Source organism: Hyphomicrobiales bacterium (assembly GCA_017642935.1).
In the GTDB taxonomy this organism is placed as follows: domain Bacteria; phylum Pseudomonadota; class Alphaproteobacteria; order Rhizobiales; family MH13; genus MH13.
This window is the reverse complement of the sequence record JAEPOK010000002.1, coordinates 810713-827076: the sequence shown is the minus strand read 5'-3', so window position 1 is coordinate 827076 and position 16364 is coordinate 810713. Positions and strand designations below refer to the sequence as shown.

General features: G+C 60.6%; 16 protein-coding genes. 12 read left to right on the top strand and 4 right to left on the bottom strand.

Features of this window, described 5'->3' with window-relative positions; genetic code table 11:
* The first annotated feature begins 26 nt into the window (after positions 1-26).
* Positions 27-254, top strand: a complete 228-nt coding sequence (locus tag JJ917_13420; GenBank protein ID MBO6699824.1) for a DUF1737 domain-containing protein — start codon at positions 27-29, stop codon at positions 252-254.
* 9 nt (positions 255-263) lie between these two features.
* Here JJ917_13420 and JJ917_13415 read toward each other — a convergent pair whose 3' ends face one another.
* Positions 264-533 carry a BolA family transcriptional regulator gene (locus JJ917_13415; protein ID MBO6699823.1) on the bottom strand — a complete coding sequence of 90 codons (270 nt, stop codon included), beginning with the start codon at positions 531-533 and terminating at the stop codon, positions 264-266.
* Between the two features lie 178 nt (positions 534-711).
* Between JJ917_13415 and JJ917_13410 the strand changes: the two genes are divergently transcribed.
* A complete protein-coding gene (locus tag JJ917_13410) occupies positions 712-1128 on the top strand; it encodes a VOC family protein (GenBank protein MBO6699822.1) in 417 nt (138 codons plus the stop codon).
* Positions 1129-1237: 109 nt separating this feature from the next.
* Here the strand turns inward: JJ917_13410 and JJ917_13405 are convergent, their stop codons facing one another.
* Entirely contained in the window at positions 1238-3238 is a 2001-nt protein-coding gene (locus JJ917_13405) for a HAMP domain-containing protein (GenBank protein MBO6699821.1), read from the bottom strand.
* Between the two features lie 465 nt (positions 3239-3703).
* On the opposite strand from JJ917_13405, the gene JJ917_13400 reads away from it, so the two are divergent.
* The 4 genes from JJ917_13400 (at position 3704) to JJ917_13385 (ending at position 8375) form a co-directional block, all read left to right on the top strand.
* Positions 3704-4360, top strand: a complete 657-nt coding sequence (locus JJ917_13400) for a DnaJ domain-containing protein (GenBank protein MBO6699820.1) — start codon at positions 3704-3706, stop codon at positions 4358-4360.
* A gap of 64 nt (positions 4361-4424) precedes the next feature.
* Positions 4425-5438, top strand: coding sequence for a cobaltochelatase subunit CobS (gene cobS / locus JJ917_13395; GenBank protein MBO6699819.1), 1014 nt, complete (start codon positions 4425-4427; stop codon positions 5436-5438).
* Positions 5439-5440: 2 nt separating this feature from the next.
* The gene (gene cobT, locus JJ917_13390; protein MBO6699818.1) at positions 5441-7360 is read left to right on the top strand and encodes a cobaltochelatase subunit CobT; all 1920 of its coding nucleotides are present in this window, start codon (positions 5441-5443) and stop codon (positions 7358-7360) included.
* The gene (locus tag JJ917_13385; protein MBO6699817.1) at positions 7350-8375 is read left to right on the top strand and encodes an esterase-like activity of phytase family protein; all 1026 of its coding nucleotides are present in this window, start codon (positions 7350-7352) and stop codon (positions 8373-8375) included. Before cobT ends, JJ917_13385 begins: the two co-directional genes overlap by 11 nt.
* Here the strand turns inward: JJ917_13385 and JJ917_13380 are convergent.
* Positions 8338-8991, bottom strand: coding sequence for a VUT family protein (locus JJ917_13380; protein ID MBO6699816.1), 654 nt, complete (start codon positions 8989-8991; stop codon positions 8338-8340). The two genes, JJ917_13385 and JJ917_13380, sit on opposite strands and share 38 nt — an antisense overlap.
* Positions 8992-9015: 24 nt before the next feature.
* Positions 9016-9300 carry a 50S ribosomal protein L28 gene (rpmB, locus tag JJ917_13375; GenBank protein MBO6699815.1) on the bottom strand — a complete coding sequence of 95 codons (285 nt, stop codon included), beginning with the start codon at positions 9298-9300 and terminating at the stop codon, positions 9016-9018.
* Positions 9301-9708: 408 nt separating this feature from the next.
* Between rpmB and JJ917_13370 the strand changes: the two genes are divergently transcribed.
* From JJ917_13370 to JJ917_13345, 6 genes are all read left to right on the top strand, one after another.
* Positions 9709-10578 carry a DUF3108 domain-containing protein gene (locus JJ917_13370; GenBank protein MBO6699814.1) on the top strand — a complete coding sequence of 290 codons (870 nt, stop codon included), beginning with the start codon at positions 9709-9711 and terminating at the stop codon, positions 10576-10578.
* Between the two features lie 95 nt (positions 10579-10673).
* Positions 10674-11300, top strand: a complete 627-nt coding sequence (locus tag JJ917_13365) for a LysE family translocator (GenBank protein ID MBO6699813.1) — start codon at positions 10674-10676, stop codon at positions 11298-11300.
* A gap of 23 nt (positions 11301-11323) precedes the next feature.
* Positions 11324-11665 carry a gamma-glutamylcyclotransferase gene (locus JJ917_13360; protein ID MBO6699812.1) on the top strand — a complete coding sequence of 114 codons (342 nt, stop codon included), beginning with the start codon at positions 11324-11326 and terminating at the stop codon, positions 11663-11665.
* Positions 11666-12183: 518 nt separating this feature from the next.
* Entirely contained in the window at positions 12184-12540 is a 357-nt protein-coding gene (locus JJ917_13355; protein MBO6699811.1) for a hypothetical protein, read from the top strand.
* Between the two features lie 188 nt (positions 12541-12728).
* On the top strand, positions 12729-15914 hold the full coding sequence (locus tag JJ917_13350; GenBank protein MBO6699810.1) for a helicase: 3186 nt from the start codon (positions 12729-12731) through the stop codon (positions 15912-15914).
* A complete protein-coding gene (locus JJ917_13345) occupies positions 15901-16332 on the top strand; it encodes an RNA-binding S4 domain-containing protein (protein MBO6699809.1) in 432 nt (143 codons plus the stop codon). Before JJ917_13350 ends, JJ917_13345 begins: the two co-directional genes overlap by 14 nt.
* The last annotated feature ends 32 nt before the right edge of the window (positions 16333-16364 follow it).

Below are 16364 nucleotides of genomic sequence, written 5' to 3'. Positions count from 1 at the left end.
CATCAATACTGAGAGGGGCCGTAACGATGAAACTCTATCGCTTGCTGACCGCCGCTGACATCGACGACCAGTTTTGCCGCAAGGTGACCCGCGCTTTGAACGATGGCTGGGAGCTTTATGGTAGCCCCGCCATGACGACCGACCCCAACTCCGGTGAGGTCATCTGCGCCCAAGCGGTCATCAAGTCGCAATCCGGCGATTACCGCGAAGACGAACCGCTCTCAAAGCAAACCGGCAAATCAGCCCAACACTGAGGCTGAGCCTTAAGCTTCGCCTGATGCGGAGGCGTGAATGGCCAGCGCGTGCACGGGACCAGCCAGTTCGTCGGCCAGGACCTCATTGATCATCCGGTGCATGTCCACGCGGCTCTTGCCCTCAAACGCCTCGGCGATGATGTAAACGCGAAAATGCGTTTCCCCGCCTGGCTTCCAGCCCGAATGCCCCTCATGCTGGCTCGACTCATCGCGCACATCCAAAGCTTTGGGACGGAAGGCGAGCTTCAATTTGGCTTCAAGGATGGATTGAACGGACATTGAGAGCTTTCTGCTGACAGCAAACCGGAGTGCAATCGACCGCTCGCGCGCGGCCAAAGCCTGTTAGCTAGGAAGCGCCGTGTCAGGAACAAGCTGACGCAGGGTACAAATTGCGGGCGCTTTGATGCAGTTTGCGCATCAGCACTTTCCCGTAGCTTCCATTCAACGAGGACCGACGATGATCGTTCCCAATCTCATGGTCAGCGACATGCAGGCGTCAATCGCCTTCTACCGAGATTTGCTCGGATTCACGCTGGTTTTTGCCCTTGATGACGAACGCGGCATGCATGACGATCCGGCGGGCAAAGCGACCGTGTTTGCCTCACTCAAGTGGGGCGATGCTGAGTTGATGCTGCAAACGGTCGAAAGCCTGGCTGAAGACCTTCCGGTTTTCACCAACACCTCAAAGCCCACGGCCAGCGGGACGATCTTCCTGCGCGGCTACCATCCCGATCAAATCGCCGACAAAGACGTCAGCGCGATCATCGTGAAAGGGCCGGTCAAGCAATGGTACGGGATGCTTGAGCTCTACCTGCGCGATCCCGACGGCTACATCATCTGTCTGGCAGCACCCGACGGTCCGCCGCCGGCCTGACCGGGATTGCTTTTTTGATGGGAATGCCCCGTCAGGGCAGTCTATCGACACGGTAAGTGCCTGCGGGGGTAGACCGGGGGAGGTCCGTCTACCCTGACGGGACAAGCTTTTACGCGGCGCGGATCGTCGCCAAGAAAGCGTCGATGTTGCGCCGCATGTCGGCGGCTTTGTCGTTCACAACGACAGAGGATTGCAGAACGTCGGTGGAAGACTGACCGGTGGCATCGGCAGCTTCACGCACGCCATGAATGTTCCGCGAAACCTCGTTGGTTCCCTCGGCGACCTGCTGCACGCTGCGGGCAATGTCCTGCGTTGCCGAGCCTTGCTCTTCGACAGCTGCGGCAATGGCGGAGGCGGCCTCGTCCATGGCTTCGATCTTGCCGGTGATCGACTGGATCGCGGTCACCGAGCTTTGCGTTGCCGTCTGGATCGCGGTCACTTGATCGCCAATCTGCTCGGTCGCTTTGGCCGTCTGCTCGGCAAGCGCCTTCACTTCGCTAGCCACGACCGCAAAGCCCTTTCCAGCATCGCCGGCGCGCGCTGCCTCGATGGTTGCGTTGAGCGCCAAGAGGTTGGTCTGCTCAGCGATATCCATGATCAGGCTGACGACCTGGCCAATCTTTTCTGCCGTCTGGGCAAGCGATTCCACCTGCTCGCTGGTCGATTGCGCCGAGCCGACTGCCTCACGCGACATATCGGCGGAGTTGGCCACCTGCTGACCGATCTCGGCAATGGAAGCGGAAAGCTCTTCGGCCGCACCCGCCACAGTCTGGACATTGGCGCTCACCTCTTCGGAGGCCGACGCTACGGCCTGCGATTGGGCGTTGGTCTCGTTGGCCGTCGCCGACAGGGACTCCGATGAGTTCTGCATCGACTCCGCCGATTGCAGCACGGCGCCAAGCGCTTCCTGACTGGCCGTCTCAAATGCGTTGATTGCCTTTTCGATGGTTTCAGCGCGCGCCAATCGCTTGGCCTGTTCGGCCTCCTGCTCTTCGCGCAGCCGGTCGCCTTCCATCATGCTCGATTTGAATACGTCGATCGCGGTGGCCATCGACCCCAACTCATCTTTGCGGTCGAGCGCGGGAATCGTGACCGCGTAATCGCGTTCACGCAGCCGGCCCATCACATCGGTCAAACCGACGATAGGTCGCGAGATACTGGTCGCAAGCACAAAACCGAATATGCTGGCAAGGATCACGCCGACGGCACCGACGATCATCGCCATAGTCCGTTGAGTTTCAAAATTCGCGCTGAGTGCCGGCCCAATCGTATCCTGCATCGCGATTTGGTTGGTGTTGATCTCAACCGCCTCTGCCATGATGCGCGGACCGACAACATCGAGCGTCTCAGAATAGATGGCGTTGCGCTCGTAGATAGCGGCAACGATATCGGCCAGCGTGGACTCATAGAGGGCAAAATCAGCAACCACATCCTCGGCGATTGCACGTCGCGTGGGATTGTCGAGCACACGCAAAAGCCGTGGCATAAAATCCTGCGCGAACGTGATTTCTTCGACTGCACGGGCCTGAAGGCGATCTTGATTGTCGATGATGAAACGCGATCCATAGGCCCGCGCCAACAACAAATGCTGGAGCGCGCTACCGGCATAATAGGCTGCCTCAGGATCGCGATCTTCATAGGCGCCGAGCATGATCTGCGTCAGCGCAAGCCGGGCTCGGGTCCCGGTCGGCTGTAAGGTTTCGGTCAGCAGGGTGTCGATGGCCAATTGCTGGTCGGCGGCAACATCCATAGCCGCCTGGTATTGCTCGGCATCATCGACCATGCTTTCAAACTGACTGGCTAAATCAGGATTACGCGCCTCGATCAGTCCAAAGGCGTCGCGAATGCGATCGACCGATTGGGCGATGGCTGCGTTTGGATCGTCCAGCACGCCGGAGCGAAAGCGCATCACGTCAAGTCGCATCGTCGTCACGGCTTTAGAGAACTCTGAGCTGCCGTTGGAGAGAAGAGCAGCCGCTCTGTAGGACCCGAAGGCGGATTGGTTTTTCAACCCGTTCCAAATGGCATAGCCAGCCATCAAACCGACAATGAGAACAGTAATGCCAAATCCTGCGTAGAGTTTACCCTTCAAGGATAAAGAAAACATCATGCACCCAATTCCGACTGAAGTTTCGGGGTGAATTGAAGGCCCCCGGATGGGTAACAAACACATGATCAAGGTTAATATTGTGTTATCACGATGTATTAATCAGAATCACGCGATCACAATCGATTATTTTTTGTGCAACTTTAAATGGCTAAATTCTATACACTGATTGTGAAACCGGTATTTTCGTAAGGGCATTGATTGTTTAGGCGTGAATTATATGTCATTCACAACGCAAAAACAGTGATTCAAAGCTATAATACTTAAAGATGAATATCTAATATTCTACAACTTAAAGTTGATTACTATCACGGTGATCGCTTGCGTCCTGCCTCTGTACCCGGAGCCAAAGACAGGCTAAACCAGCGCTCCGCTGTTTTCCCCGTGATCCGTGCGCGGCAGGCATGCGCTCCCAAGTCTTTGGTCGTGCCCTTGTTCGCCGTGCAAGCCTTCCCATAATGGTTATCCATGACGTCTGACTCCCCCCTTTTTGATTCCATCCGCATCAAGCCGCGCGGCAAGGCCAAAGCTGCCAAGCCAAAGGCCGAAGCACCGCCCTGCGGCTGGGAAGGATGCGAGAAAAAAGGCGAGCACCGTGCGCCCAAGGGTCGCGACCAGGAGGGCGAGTTCCATTGGTTCTGCCTGGAGCACGTGCAGGCCTACAACAAATCCTACAACTATTTTTCCGGCATGAACGATGAGGATCTGACAAAGTATCAGAAAGCCTCCATGACCGGCCATCGCCCAACCTGGGAGTGGGGCAAAAACGGCAAGGCCGAAGCCGTGAAAAAACGCCGCGGTCCTAAGCCGACCGCGTCGGGCAAACCACGCAAGCCCTGGGCCGATGATGTCGGCGCGGATCCGTTTGCTTTGTTCGGCGACGGCGGTGATGCAGCGGCCCAAAAAGCCAAGCGGCAAACACGAACAGTCGGCAACGCCGCTCGTAAGAGTTTCGCCGCACTCGGGCTTGATACCGATGCCGACCCAGAGACCGTCAAGGCGCGCTTTAAGGACCTTGCCAAACGGCTGCACCCGGACCTCAACAAGGGCGACCGCCGCTCCGAGGAACGCCTGCGCGACGTTATTCAAGCCTACAACACCTTGAAAGCCGCCGGCTTCTGCTAGACAAACGGGGCAAGCGGCCAAAAGCTTGCCCACCCCCAATCTCTGCGATCAGGACACCGAACGCATGACCCTTGCTGCCCCGACCCCCTTTGGGAGCGTTGCTTCCGCCGACGAAAACGCCGCGCCAACCGAAATCATCGATGTGCGCAAGGTCTTCGGCATCGATACCGATATGCAGGTCAAGGGGTTCGCCGAGGCCGACGCGCATGTGCCGGACTTCGACCCCGATTATATTTTCGACCGCGACACGACCCTGGCGATCCTTGCTGGCTTCGTTCACAACCGCCGGGTGATGGTTCAAGGCTATCACGGCACCGGCAAGTCGACCCATATCGAGCAGGTCGCTGCCCGCCTCAACTGGCCGACCGTGCGCGTGAACCTCGACAGCCATATTTCCCGTATCGATTTGGTCGGCAAGGACTCCATCGTCATCCGTGACGGTATGCAGGTCACCGAGTTTAAGGACGGCATCCTGCCTTGGGCGCTGCAGACCAACACCGCTTTGGTGTTCGATGAGTATGATGCCGGCCGGCCAGACGTGATGTTCGTGATTCAACGCGTGCTGGAGGTTTCCGGCCGCCTGACGCTGCTCGATCAGAACCGGGTGATCCGCCCGCATCCGAGCTTCCGCCTGTTCGCCACCGCCAACACGATTGGCTTGGGCGATACCTCCGGTCTCTATCACGGCACGCAGCAGATCAACCAAGGTCAGATGGACCGCTGGTCGGTGGTCACCGTGCTGAACTATCTGCCGCACGACACCGAGGTCGATATCGTTTTGGCTAAAGCGCCTGCTTACAAAACCGGTGAAGGCCGCGAGCAGGTCGCCAACATGGTGCGCTTGGCGGACCTCACCCGCAACGCGTTCATCAACGGCGATCTGTCCACCGTGATGAGCCCGCGCACCGTGATCACCTGGGCGCAGAACGCTGAAATCTTCGGCGGGATCGGCTTTGCCTTCCGCGTCTCGTTCCTCAACAAGTGCGATGAGACCGAGCGTCCGCTGGTGGCTGAGTTCTATCAGCGCTGCTTTGGTGACGAGATCCCAGATTCCGCGCTCAACGTCGCCCTGAGTTAGCCATGGCGGACCCACGCGCCCGCCCCGGCTCGAATCAGCGAACCTCCAGCCGATCAGCAGCGCACAATGAGCCGCTGAAGAAGGCCGTTTCTGGCTGTCTGAAGGCCATTGCCGGGCGCGAGGACGTGGAAATCACTTTCGCGGCCGACCGCCCTGTGCTCACTGGCAACAGTGCGCGCCTGCCCGAGCCGCCCCGCCGCATGAGCGCCGAGGATGGGGCAATCCTGCGCGGTCTGTCCGATGCCATGGCGCTGCGGCTGGCCTGCCACGACACCAAACTGCACAAGAGCATGGCTCCAGACGGCCAGGCCGCCCGCGCGATTTACGATGCCGTGGAACAGGCGCGCGTCGAGGCCATCGGCGCCGGTCGCATGAAGGGCGTGCGCGGCAATCTCTCAGCGATGCTGGAAGACAAGTACCATCGCGGCAATTTTGAAGAGATCACCGACAAGGCCGACGCCCCGCTGGAAGATGCGGTCGCTTTGATGGTACGCGAAAAACTCGCCGATATGCCCGTTCCGAAAAGCGCTGAAAAGATCGTCGACATCTGGCGCAAGGATGTGGAAGCCAAGGCCGGCAAGGATCTGAAGTCTCTCGCCGACGCCGTCGATGATCAGGAGGGCTTCGCCCGCGCCTTGCGCGATCTCCTGGTCTCACTCGACATGGCCGTTGAACTGGCACCCGAGGCCACCGACAATGACGAGGATGATGAAGATTCCGACGTCAATGATGATGGCGAGTCCGACAGCCAGAATGATGATGAGGCCACCGGCGATGAAATGACCGGCTCGGTGGAAGCCGAAGCCGCCGAAGCCGGCGAAGATGATGAGGCCGGCGAAAGCGAGGCGTCTGAAGAATCCGTCGCGGAGATGTCCGAGGGCGAGGAACCCGATCAGGGCGAGGACGCCGGAAGCCCGCAGAACCAGCGCCAAAACCAGGGCTATCTGGAACCGCTGACCGACTACAAAGCCTACACGACGAAATTCGATGAAGAGGTGAAGGTCGAGGACCTGTGCGATGCGCAGGAGCTGGAACGCCTGCGCGCCTTTCTGGACAAACAGCTGCAAAACCTTGCCGGTGCCGTCGCCCGCCTTGCCAACCGATTACAGCGCCGCCTGATGGCACAGCAAAATCGGGGCTGGGACTTCGATCTGGAAGAAGGCATGCTGGATTCAGCCCGCCTCACCCGCGTCGTCACCGATCCGATGCAACCGCTCGCCTTTAAGATGGAGCAGGACACCGAGTTCCGCGACACGGTCGTCACACTCCTGATCGACAATTCCGGCTCCATGCGCGGCCGCCCTATCACGGTGGCCGCCACCTGCGCAGATATTCTCGCCCGCACGCTGGAACGCTGTGGCGTAAAGGTCGAAGTGCTCGGCTTCACCACGCGCGCCTGGAAGGGCGGGCAGTCCCGTGAATCCTGGCTCAACGCCGGCAAACCCGCCATGCCCGGACGCCTCAATGATCTGCGCCACATCATCTACAAGTCCGCCGATGAGCCCTGGCGGCGCGCCAAGCGCAATCTTGGTCTGATGATGCGCGAAGGGTTGCTGAAGGAAAACATAGACGGCGAAGCGCTGGAATGGGCCCACGCCCGCCTGCTCGGTCGCCCCGAGCAACGCCGCATCCTGATGGTGATTTCCGACGGTGCGCCGGTGGACGACAGCACCTTGTCGGTCAACACCGGCAACTATCTGGAACGCCATCTGCGCCACGTGATCGACCAGATCGAAACCCGCTCACCAGTAGACCTCATCGCCATTGGTATCGGCCATGATGTGACGCGCTACTATCGCCGGGCTGTGACCATTGTTGATGCCGAAGAACTGGCCGGCGCCATGACTGATCAGCTCGCCTCCTTGTTCGAGGAAGAGAGCGCAGCAGCCGGTCGCCAAATGAGCCGGAAACTTGCGTCGTAGAATTGCTGCGCTTGCATTGGCGGCGACGCTATCGCCTGCCATCGCCGATGAACCCATCACCATCACCGCCACATCGCTGCCCGTCTTCGACAGGTCAGCGCCAGATAACCGCTTCGGCCCACTGACTTATTTAGGGGGTTTGGCGCTTTCCAGCCGCCATCGCGATTTTGAGGCCCTCTCCGGCCTCACTATGCAAGACGAGCGCCTGATCATGGTGACCGATGAAGGCGATTGGGTAACGGCCACTCTGGAAACCGAGCCCGATGGCACACCAACCGGGCTCACCGATGCGCGCATCGGTCCACTGCGCAACACCGATGGCACACCCATGCAGTCCAAGCGCTTGGCCGACGCCGAAGCCGTTATGCTGATCGGCGACGAGCTTTGGGTGACGTTTGAGCGTAACCAGCCGATCCGCGCCTATGAAGCCAATGCCGGTGCGCCGAGCGGGGCCGCTCGCCTGCCCTTCGGCGATGCTGCTCCTCTTACCGGAAGCCGCAATGCTGGCTTGGAAGCCATGGTTCACATGCTGAATGGACCGCTTGCCGGCGAAACACTGGTGTTTCTGGAAGAACCACCGCGACGCGCGTCAGAACCGACGGCCGCCAGGCTCGCCGCATCAAGCGAGGTCATACCCTTCGCTGTCCAGCGCCAAGACCGCTACGCCGTCACCGGCGCAGCCGCACTGCCGAGCGGCGATGTGGTGATCGTGGAACGCCGCTTCTCCTGGGATGACGGTATCTTCATGCGGCTGAAACTGCTGCCGGCAGAGGAAATTCTCGCAGGCGCCGTCCGCCCACGCCTGCTTCTCGATGCCGATGGGAGCACGATCATTGACAACATGGAAGGGATCGCCGTGACCGATCACCCGGACGGGCCGATACTGACGTTGATTTCCGATGACAATGGCAATTTTTTCCAGCGCACCGTTTTGCTGCGCTTTCAGATCACCGGCGATCTGAGCGACTTGCCAGCGCTTACGCCGCCTGCACCGGTCGCGCGTCCAGACCTGTAGACAGCAGCAGCAGACGATAGGGAAAGAGCAAAACCGGGATTGCGAGCAGCTTGATCGAGAGATCACCCAGCGCCCAGCTTACCCAGCGCGGCGCGTCCACAGCCAGCAGGCCGAACAACGTTGCCATCTCGGTAGCAAACCCATCGCCAAACCCGACCAACGGCGTCAGGAACGCGGCAAAGGCCAGCGTGAAGAAGAGGGCCGTATCGACCATCGAGCCGAAGAACGACGAAACAGCGGGCGGCTGCCACCAGGCGGCTTTCTTTTCACCGCGATTGAGGTGGGCGAACAGCTGCACATCCAACATCTGCGCCACCAGGAACGACAGGCCCGAAGCCAGCGCGATGCGCGGCGTTGCAAACACGAACGACAAGACCACGGCGACCGCAAAACCGACCAGCACCACCTGACGGGCTTTGGCAGCGCCGAAGGCGCGGTTGGCGAAATCCGTGACCAAAAAGGCAAGCGGGAAAGTGAATGCACCCCAGGTGAGCAGATCGCCCAAAGCCAATGGCCCTAATGAGCCGGCCAGCGGGTACTGCACCAGCACGTTGGACACAACGATAACCGCCGCCATGCCCAGCATAGCGGCGATAAAGAAAGCTGTCTTGGTCATCAGGTAAGCCTTAAAAGGCAGTGCTTAAGCGGACTGGGCTTTCAGCACTTCTTTCTTCACTTTCAGCGCATTGGCCGAAAGCTCGGTGTCGCGTGCCTTCAACAGAAAGGCGTCAAGACCACCGCGATGCTCCACCGAGCGCAGTGCACTGGCAGAAATGCGCAGGCGCACCGTACGGCCAAGCGAATCGGAAACGAGCGAAACGGTGTTCAGGTTCGGCAGCCAGCGGCGACGGGTTTTGTTGTTGGCATGGCTGACATTGTTGCCAGTCTGCACACCCTTGCCGGTCAATTCACAACGACGCGCCATGGTCGGTCATCCTTAAACGTTGGTTTGCTGCAAAGCGTGGCCCGGATTGGCGCTGCTTTGCACGCGAACAAGAGAGCCTGTCGGACAAGGCGCAAACAGCGCTCTTCCCGCGGGACTTTTGCCGCTTTTGGAAACGAGGCGTGTCTATAGGCACCACTGCCCATTCTCGTCAAGCGTCGCTGGGCGCTTGAGCATATGTGAACCGGCGTAGAAACGCGCCAAAAATGCCACATTGGAGGGCAACGACCGATGCGTGGGGCACGAATCGCGCATGGTTAACGGCTGGTCAACGGCTTTGACTTAGCGTTTTGCCAATTCTGACGCCCGCCAAGCGGGTGATGGCACTGAATGCATGGGGCTTGTTGTGGCTGTTCGGCTATGGCGGGTACCCGGATGAGGACCAAAACCGTGACCCGGACCAACCACCGCATTTTATCGCGTCTTTTCAAAGCCAGCGCAGCCTTGGCGCTTGGAACGGCAACCTTTCTTGGCTCGGTGCAGACCATCGACCACGTCGCGCAGGTGAGCCCGGTCGCCGGACCGCAGCCCGCCCAAGCGTCGGTGTCCAGCCTTCGCGTCACCTATGCCGCGCGCCTTGCCGGCATTCGTATCGGCACCGGCGTTCTATCCGCCAACATCGACAGCGGCCGCTACACCGCCACCATCTCCGCCCAGACAAGCTCCGTCGGTCGGTTGGTCAGCCAAGGCCAGGGCGAAGCGGTTTCGCGCGGGGTCTTTGGCAACACCGTCGCTGTTCCCGTGAGCTATGACCTGTCGGCGTCCGAAGAAGATCTCACCAACATCGTGCGCATGCGTCTGTCACGCGGTGATATTGCCGAGCTTTCCGCCGAACCGCCTTTGTCGGAACATCCAAACCGCGTCGCCGTACGCGCGCAGCATCGCCGCGATGTGGTTGATCCGGTTTCGGCGCTTCTGATGCCGGTACCGAACGTGGAAAGCGCCCGCGGCCCCGCCGCTTGCGAGCGCACGCTGCCGCTCTTCGACGGTCGTCAGCGCTACGATATCGCTATGACGTTTGTGCGCATGGAACAGGTCCAGTTCGGCAATGGTCAGGCCGCTGTCTGCCGCTTGCGCTATCGCCCGATCGCGGGCCACCGCTCCAACCGCCGCGTAAACCAGGATCTAGCGCAGAACCCGAACATGTATGTTTGGCTGTCGCAAGTGGGCGATCAGGCGCTTGTTGCACCGGTGCGCATGGAAATCGGTCTGGACTTCGGCACCTTGTCGATCCAGGCGCTCGACTTCGCCGCACAATAGGCCAGCTCGCAAAATGACACGTCGCAAAACGGGTTGACGCGGCGAGCCCTTGCTGTCCCATTCTCAAGGTCGAACGATCATGAGAAAGGCCAGCCATGCTGAGCGAATACCTGCCGCACCTTATCCTGGCCTGGTCCATTCAGTTGATGGGGATCGTCTCGCCGGGCCCGGGTGTAATGCTTATCCTCGGCGTTGCCACCAGCCGAGGCCGCGCCGCCTCGCTCGTCACCTCCTTTGGCATTGCAAGCGGATCCGTGGTTCTGGCAACGGCCACCGTCCTTGGCGTCACCGCCATCCTTGCGCAAATGGCCGATGCCATGACTGTGCTGCGCTGGCTCGGCGCCGCCTATCTGTTTTGGCTTGCCTACAAGTCGCTGAAAACGGCCTGGCGTAACCCGCCCTTGCCAAAAGCGCAGGCAACAACCGTCAGCCCCTTGCGCACAGGCCTCACCGGATTTGGCCTGCAAATCTCCAACCCCAAAGCCATCGGGTTCTGGCTCGCCATCGCCGCCGTTGGCGGTATCGGTGAAGCGCCCCTGTCAGTCATCCTGCTGTTCATCAGTGTGGCGTTCTTGAACTCGTTCCTCGGCCATGGCGCCTACGCGATGCTCTTGTCCTCACCACCGATCCGCAGCCTTTACGGGCGGTTTCGTCGCATCATTGAGGGGGTTCTTGGTTCGCTCTTTTTGGCCGCCGGTCTGCGCTTGGCACTAAGCCGTTAGGCATTCAGCAAAGGGAGTGGGCCATGTCCATGTCAGCCGAAATGCGCCTTGCCAGCTATGGAACTTTGGCGCCAGGCCGGGAAAATCACGCGCAAGTGGCCGATCTGCAAGGGACATGGGTCGAAGGCACAGTGCGCGGTCGTGCCACTGTCAATCCGTCAGGACGATGGGCAGGTTATCCAGGGTTTGTGCTCGACCCGCACGCCGGTCTGGTTGAAGTCTTCATCTTCGAGTCCGCCGACCTGCCTGGTCATTGGCCGCACGTGGATGCCTTTGAAGGCGAGGCCTACAGGCGTGTTGTCACGGCAGCAAAAACGCCACGGGGCTCGATCGAGGTGTCGATCTACGAACTCAAACAGGACTAGAGCATCGTCCCCATGGTCGTCCGCGGGTGTGTGACGTTGTCCTCGCGTTGCCAATGCGTGGGGAGACCTTCGGAAGGTTCTGGGAGATTGAACAGCGCGCGTAATCGTCGGAGCGAACTCGCCTTGCTGGCGGCCTCGCGTTGTGCCGCCTCGCGCGCCCTCTGTTTGCGTGCAAGCCTTTCAATCAGTTCCGGCAATACTTCCGATTGGACCACCACTTCGATGGCGTCGCGTTGACTGGCCGGCGTCCATGGTCGTCGAGAATCCATAGTGCACCTGTCTGTTCGATGGACCGTTTGCGGGATGCCCGTGATCCATATACTCAGCCTGCTTCACGCCCTCAAATTTCACAAGACGATGCTAATGCGTAGGGCTTCTTGCTTACGCCAAGAAACCCTAAGTCGGTTCGTCGCCTTCAGCTTGCATCGCCGCCCGCTGATACCGATCAACCAACGCACTTCGTCCACGCCTAGACTCCAAAGCATCTTTTCCTTGGAGAACGAGCTGCGGAGGCCGCAATGCGCGAGCACCATCGGCATCAAACGTTGCGCAGGGGCGCCCAACTGACTGTCCTAGTCTTGGCGCTCTTCTGGTTCACTTTCGCTGCGCTTTCCGGCGCCGAAAATGGGCTTGCCGGGTTCTGGGCAAACCTTCCCAACACCTTGCCCTGGGTCGCACTGCTCGCCGTGCTGCTGGTGTCGTTGCGGTGGCCTGTTGTCGGTGGGACACTCATCATCGCTGCTGGCATCGGTGCGCTGGTCTATTTCAACGCCTGGGAGAACCTTTTGCTGCTGGCCGCGCTTGTCCTACCACTCGTTGCATCGGGCGTGGCGCTGATCCTCAGCCAATGGCCCGTTTTGGGACAGAACCGTTAACGCCGAGCGGTTATGCAGTAGGAAAACAATGGGTCCCTTGTGGCAGCAAAGACCCAAACACCCCATATCCAGCGTGAACGAACCCTGAAAATCGGCAGAACCGCTGATTCGGACACGCCTTGTTCTGGGCACGTTCCTTAGGTTAACACCGACGCACTCCCATTCGCGCTTAAGGCCCTTCCCCCTCCATGCCCTACACCTCCCGCTCCAAGGCGCCCGGTGCTGGTGTGACGGCCATTCTTGGCCCCACCAACACCGGCAAGACCTACATGGCGATCGAGCGCATGATGACCCATCAGACGGGCGTCATCGGGCTACCGCTGCGCCTGCTCGCGCGCGAGGTCTACCTGAAGCTTTGCGCCAGGGCAGGAGAGGACAAGGTCGCGCTGGTGACGGGCGAGGAAAAAATCATCCCGATGGAGCCGCGCTATTGGGTCTCCACGGTGGAGGCCATGCCGCGCGATCTGGATGTGGATTTCGTCGCCGTCGACGAAGTGCAGATGGCTGCCAACCTGGAACGCGGCCACGTCTTCACCGACCGCATTTTGAACGTGCGCGGCAAGCTGGAAACCATGCTCTTAGGCGCGGCGACCATTCGCGGTCTGCTGGCCAATCTGTTGCCGGGCATCACCATCATTCAGCGCCCGCGCATGTCACTGATCACCTATGCGGGTTCAAAGAAGATCACCCGCCAGCCACGCCGCACGGCCATTGTCGCGTTTTCCGCCAACGATGTGTACTCCGTCGCCGAACTGATCCGTCGCCAGCGTGGCGGCGCAGCGGTCGTGCTCGGAGCTCTCTCGCCACGCACCCGTAACGCACAGGTCGATCTCTACCAGAATGGCGACGTGGATTTTCTGGTCGCCACCGACGCCATCGGCATGGGGCTGAACCTCGATGTCGATCACGTCGCCTTCGCCGGACGGCACAAATTTGACGGCTTTGACTATCGCGAGCTGACCGCCGGCGAGATGGGCCAGATCTCTGGCCGCGCAGGGCGGCACACCCGCGACGGCACCTTTGGCGTGACTGGCCGCACCGAACCGTTGGACGATTATCTGGTCGAGAAACTGGAAACCCACAGTTTTGAGCCGGTCAAACGCCTGCAATGGCGCAACGCCAACCTTGATTTTTCATCCATCGAAGCCCTGCGCGACAGCATGGACGACATCCCTGGTCACGATCTGCTGACGCGCGCCCTGCCGCAAGAAGACGCCGACACGCTTGATGGCGTTCTGCGCGACAAGGCTTTGCGCGAACGCGCCACTAGCCGCGAACGCGTCGAAATGCTTTGGGATGCCTGCCAGCTTCCCGATTACCGCAAGATCGCGCCTGCCCAACACATCGAGATCGTTGGCCAGCTGTTCGCCCATATCGCCGATCGCGGCACGGTGCCGGACGACTGGATGGACGCGCAACTGAAGAACTCCGACCGCGTTGACGGAGACATTGATGCGCTGTCAGCGCGCATTGCCCAGGTCCGCACTTGGACCTTTGTCGCAAACCGAAATGCGTGGCTCGATGATCCCACGCATTGGCAGGAGCGCACGCGCGCGCTAGAGGACCGCCTGTCGGATGCGCTTCATGAAAAGCTGACACAACGGTTTGTGGACCGACGCACCAGCGTGCTTATGCGACGCTTGAGGGAGAAGGTGATGCTTGAGGCGATGATCGCAAGCGATGGCGATGTTCAAGTCGAGGGCCAGCATGTGGGCTGGCTCGCGGGCTTCCGATTTACGCCGGATTCAACGGCTGAGGACTTGGACGGCAAAGCGGTCCGCGCCGCAGCGCAGAAAGCTCTGGCCGCCGAAATCCAGCGCCGCGCTGAAAAACTGTCACTCGCCGACGATGCCGCCTTTGTCCTTGATGCGGAAGGCGCCATCCGTTGGACCGGTGAAGTCGTCGCCAAGCTGTCGGCCTCCGACGATATTTTGAAGCCGAAGATCATTCTGTTGGCCGACGAGCAACTAACCGGCGGCGCGCGCGAGATCGTCGAAACACGGCTCACCAAATGGCTGACCGATCAGATCGAAAAGCATCTTGGAAGTCTGCTCGCCCTGCGCAACGGCGACGGCCTGGAAGGCATAGCCCGCGGCATCGGCTTCCGCTTGGCCGAGGAACTCGGCGCCATCGACCGCCGCGAAATCGCCGGCGATGTGAAAGCGCTGGAACAGGAAGCGCGCGCCACACTGCGTAAACATGGCGTGCGTTTTGGCGCCTACGCGCTGTTCGTTCCGCAACTGTTGAAGCCAGCCCCTGCCGGTTTGCTCGCAACGCTCTGGGCTCTGCAAAATGGCGGCATGGATCAGCCGGGTCTGCGCGAGCTGCCACAGCTCAATGCCTCGGGCCGCACGTCCATTCCGGTCGATGAGAGCTTCGACCAGCGTCTCTATCCGATTGCCGGTTTCCGTGTCTGCGGACGTCGCGCCGTGCGTTTCGATATCCTGGAGCGTCTTGCCGATCTCATCCGCCCCTTGGTGTCGTTCCGCGTCGGCCAAACAGAGGGCGAAGCACCTGAAGGCGCCGCAGAGGGCGCAGGGTTCACGGTGACCGTGGAAATGACATCGCTGCTTGGCTGCGCCGGTGATGATTTTTCCGAAGTGCTGAAATCGCTCGGCTACAAGATGGAGCGCAAGACCGTTCCCATCGAGCCACCGGCCCTTGCGACCGAAGATGCTGCCAAGCCTGCAGCGGAGGAATCCGCATCCACGGGGGCCGCGACGGACTCACCGGTGACCGATGCACCCTTGGCCGGTTCACCTGCGAGCGACCCTGCGGCAGACGGCCCAGCACCAACCGAAACTGAAACCGTAACCGCAATGGCAGAGCCCGCGCCAGCGCTGGAGACGCCCGAACCTGCCACCGTAGAAGAGACCAGCGCTGAGGCCCCTGCCAGTGAAACGCCTGCGGCACCGGTTGCCGAACCTGCTGATGCCCCGGCTGAGGCTGCCGTTGCCGAAACGACCGAGACCCCGGCCGAATCGGAAGACGAACCCACTGAACAGGTGATCGAGATCTGGCGCCCAGCACCCAATCGTCCGCGCAACCAGGGACGGCCAGGTGGTCGTCGCCAAAATGCCGGACAAGGCCACGAGGCTGGCAAGGGTTCTGAGGCCGGCAACGGCCAGGAGCGCCCGCCGCGCCAAAGAACCGGCAAAGGCAAACGTGCCGACCGTGGCGATGGTCGCGGTGACAAGCGCGGCAAGGGTCCAAGGCGCAAGGATGGACGCGAGGGCGGCAAGCCGTCCGGCCCACGCACCTACACCGCTGCCCCGCCGAAAAAGGAGCGCAAAGCCGATCCGGATTCGCCATTCGCGGCGCTGGCCGGCCTGCTCGATGGCCAAGACACCAGCCCAAAAGATGGCGACTCCTAACGCTACCGACGAAACGTCAGCCGACAAGCTGCGGCTCGATCGCTGGCTGTTTTTCTCCCGGCTGGTGAAAAGCCGGTCTCTGGCCGCCAAGATGATCGAGAACGGCCAAGTACGGGTGAATGGCGAAAAGACCCACCAGGCCAAACGCGCTGTCGGTCCAGGCGATGTGCTCACCGTCGCTTTGCCGCGCACCGGGGCCGATGCGGTCAAGATCATCAAGCTTCTCGCCTGCGGAACGCGACGTGGTCCCGCCGCCGAAGCGCAGGCGCTCTACGAGGATTTGACGCCGCCGCCACCGCCCAAGGATGACCGCGACATGGCTGCAGCGCGGCGCGCACCAAGCCCAGGGCGGCGCCCGACAAAACATGAGCGCGACCGGCTGCAGAGGCTGAAACGCGGCCTGCCCGACAGCCCATGAACGCAGCGCTACGTACGACCCTTCACGGCCTT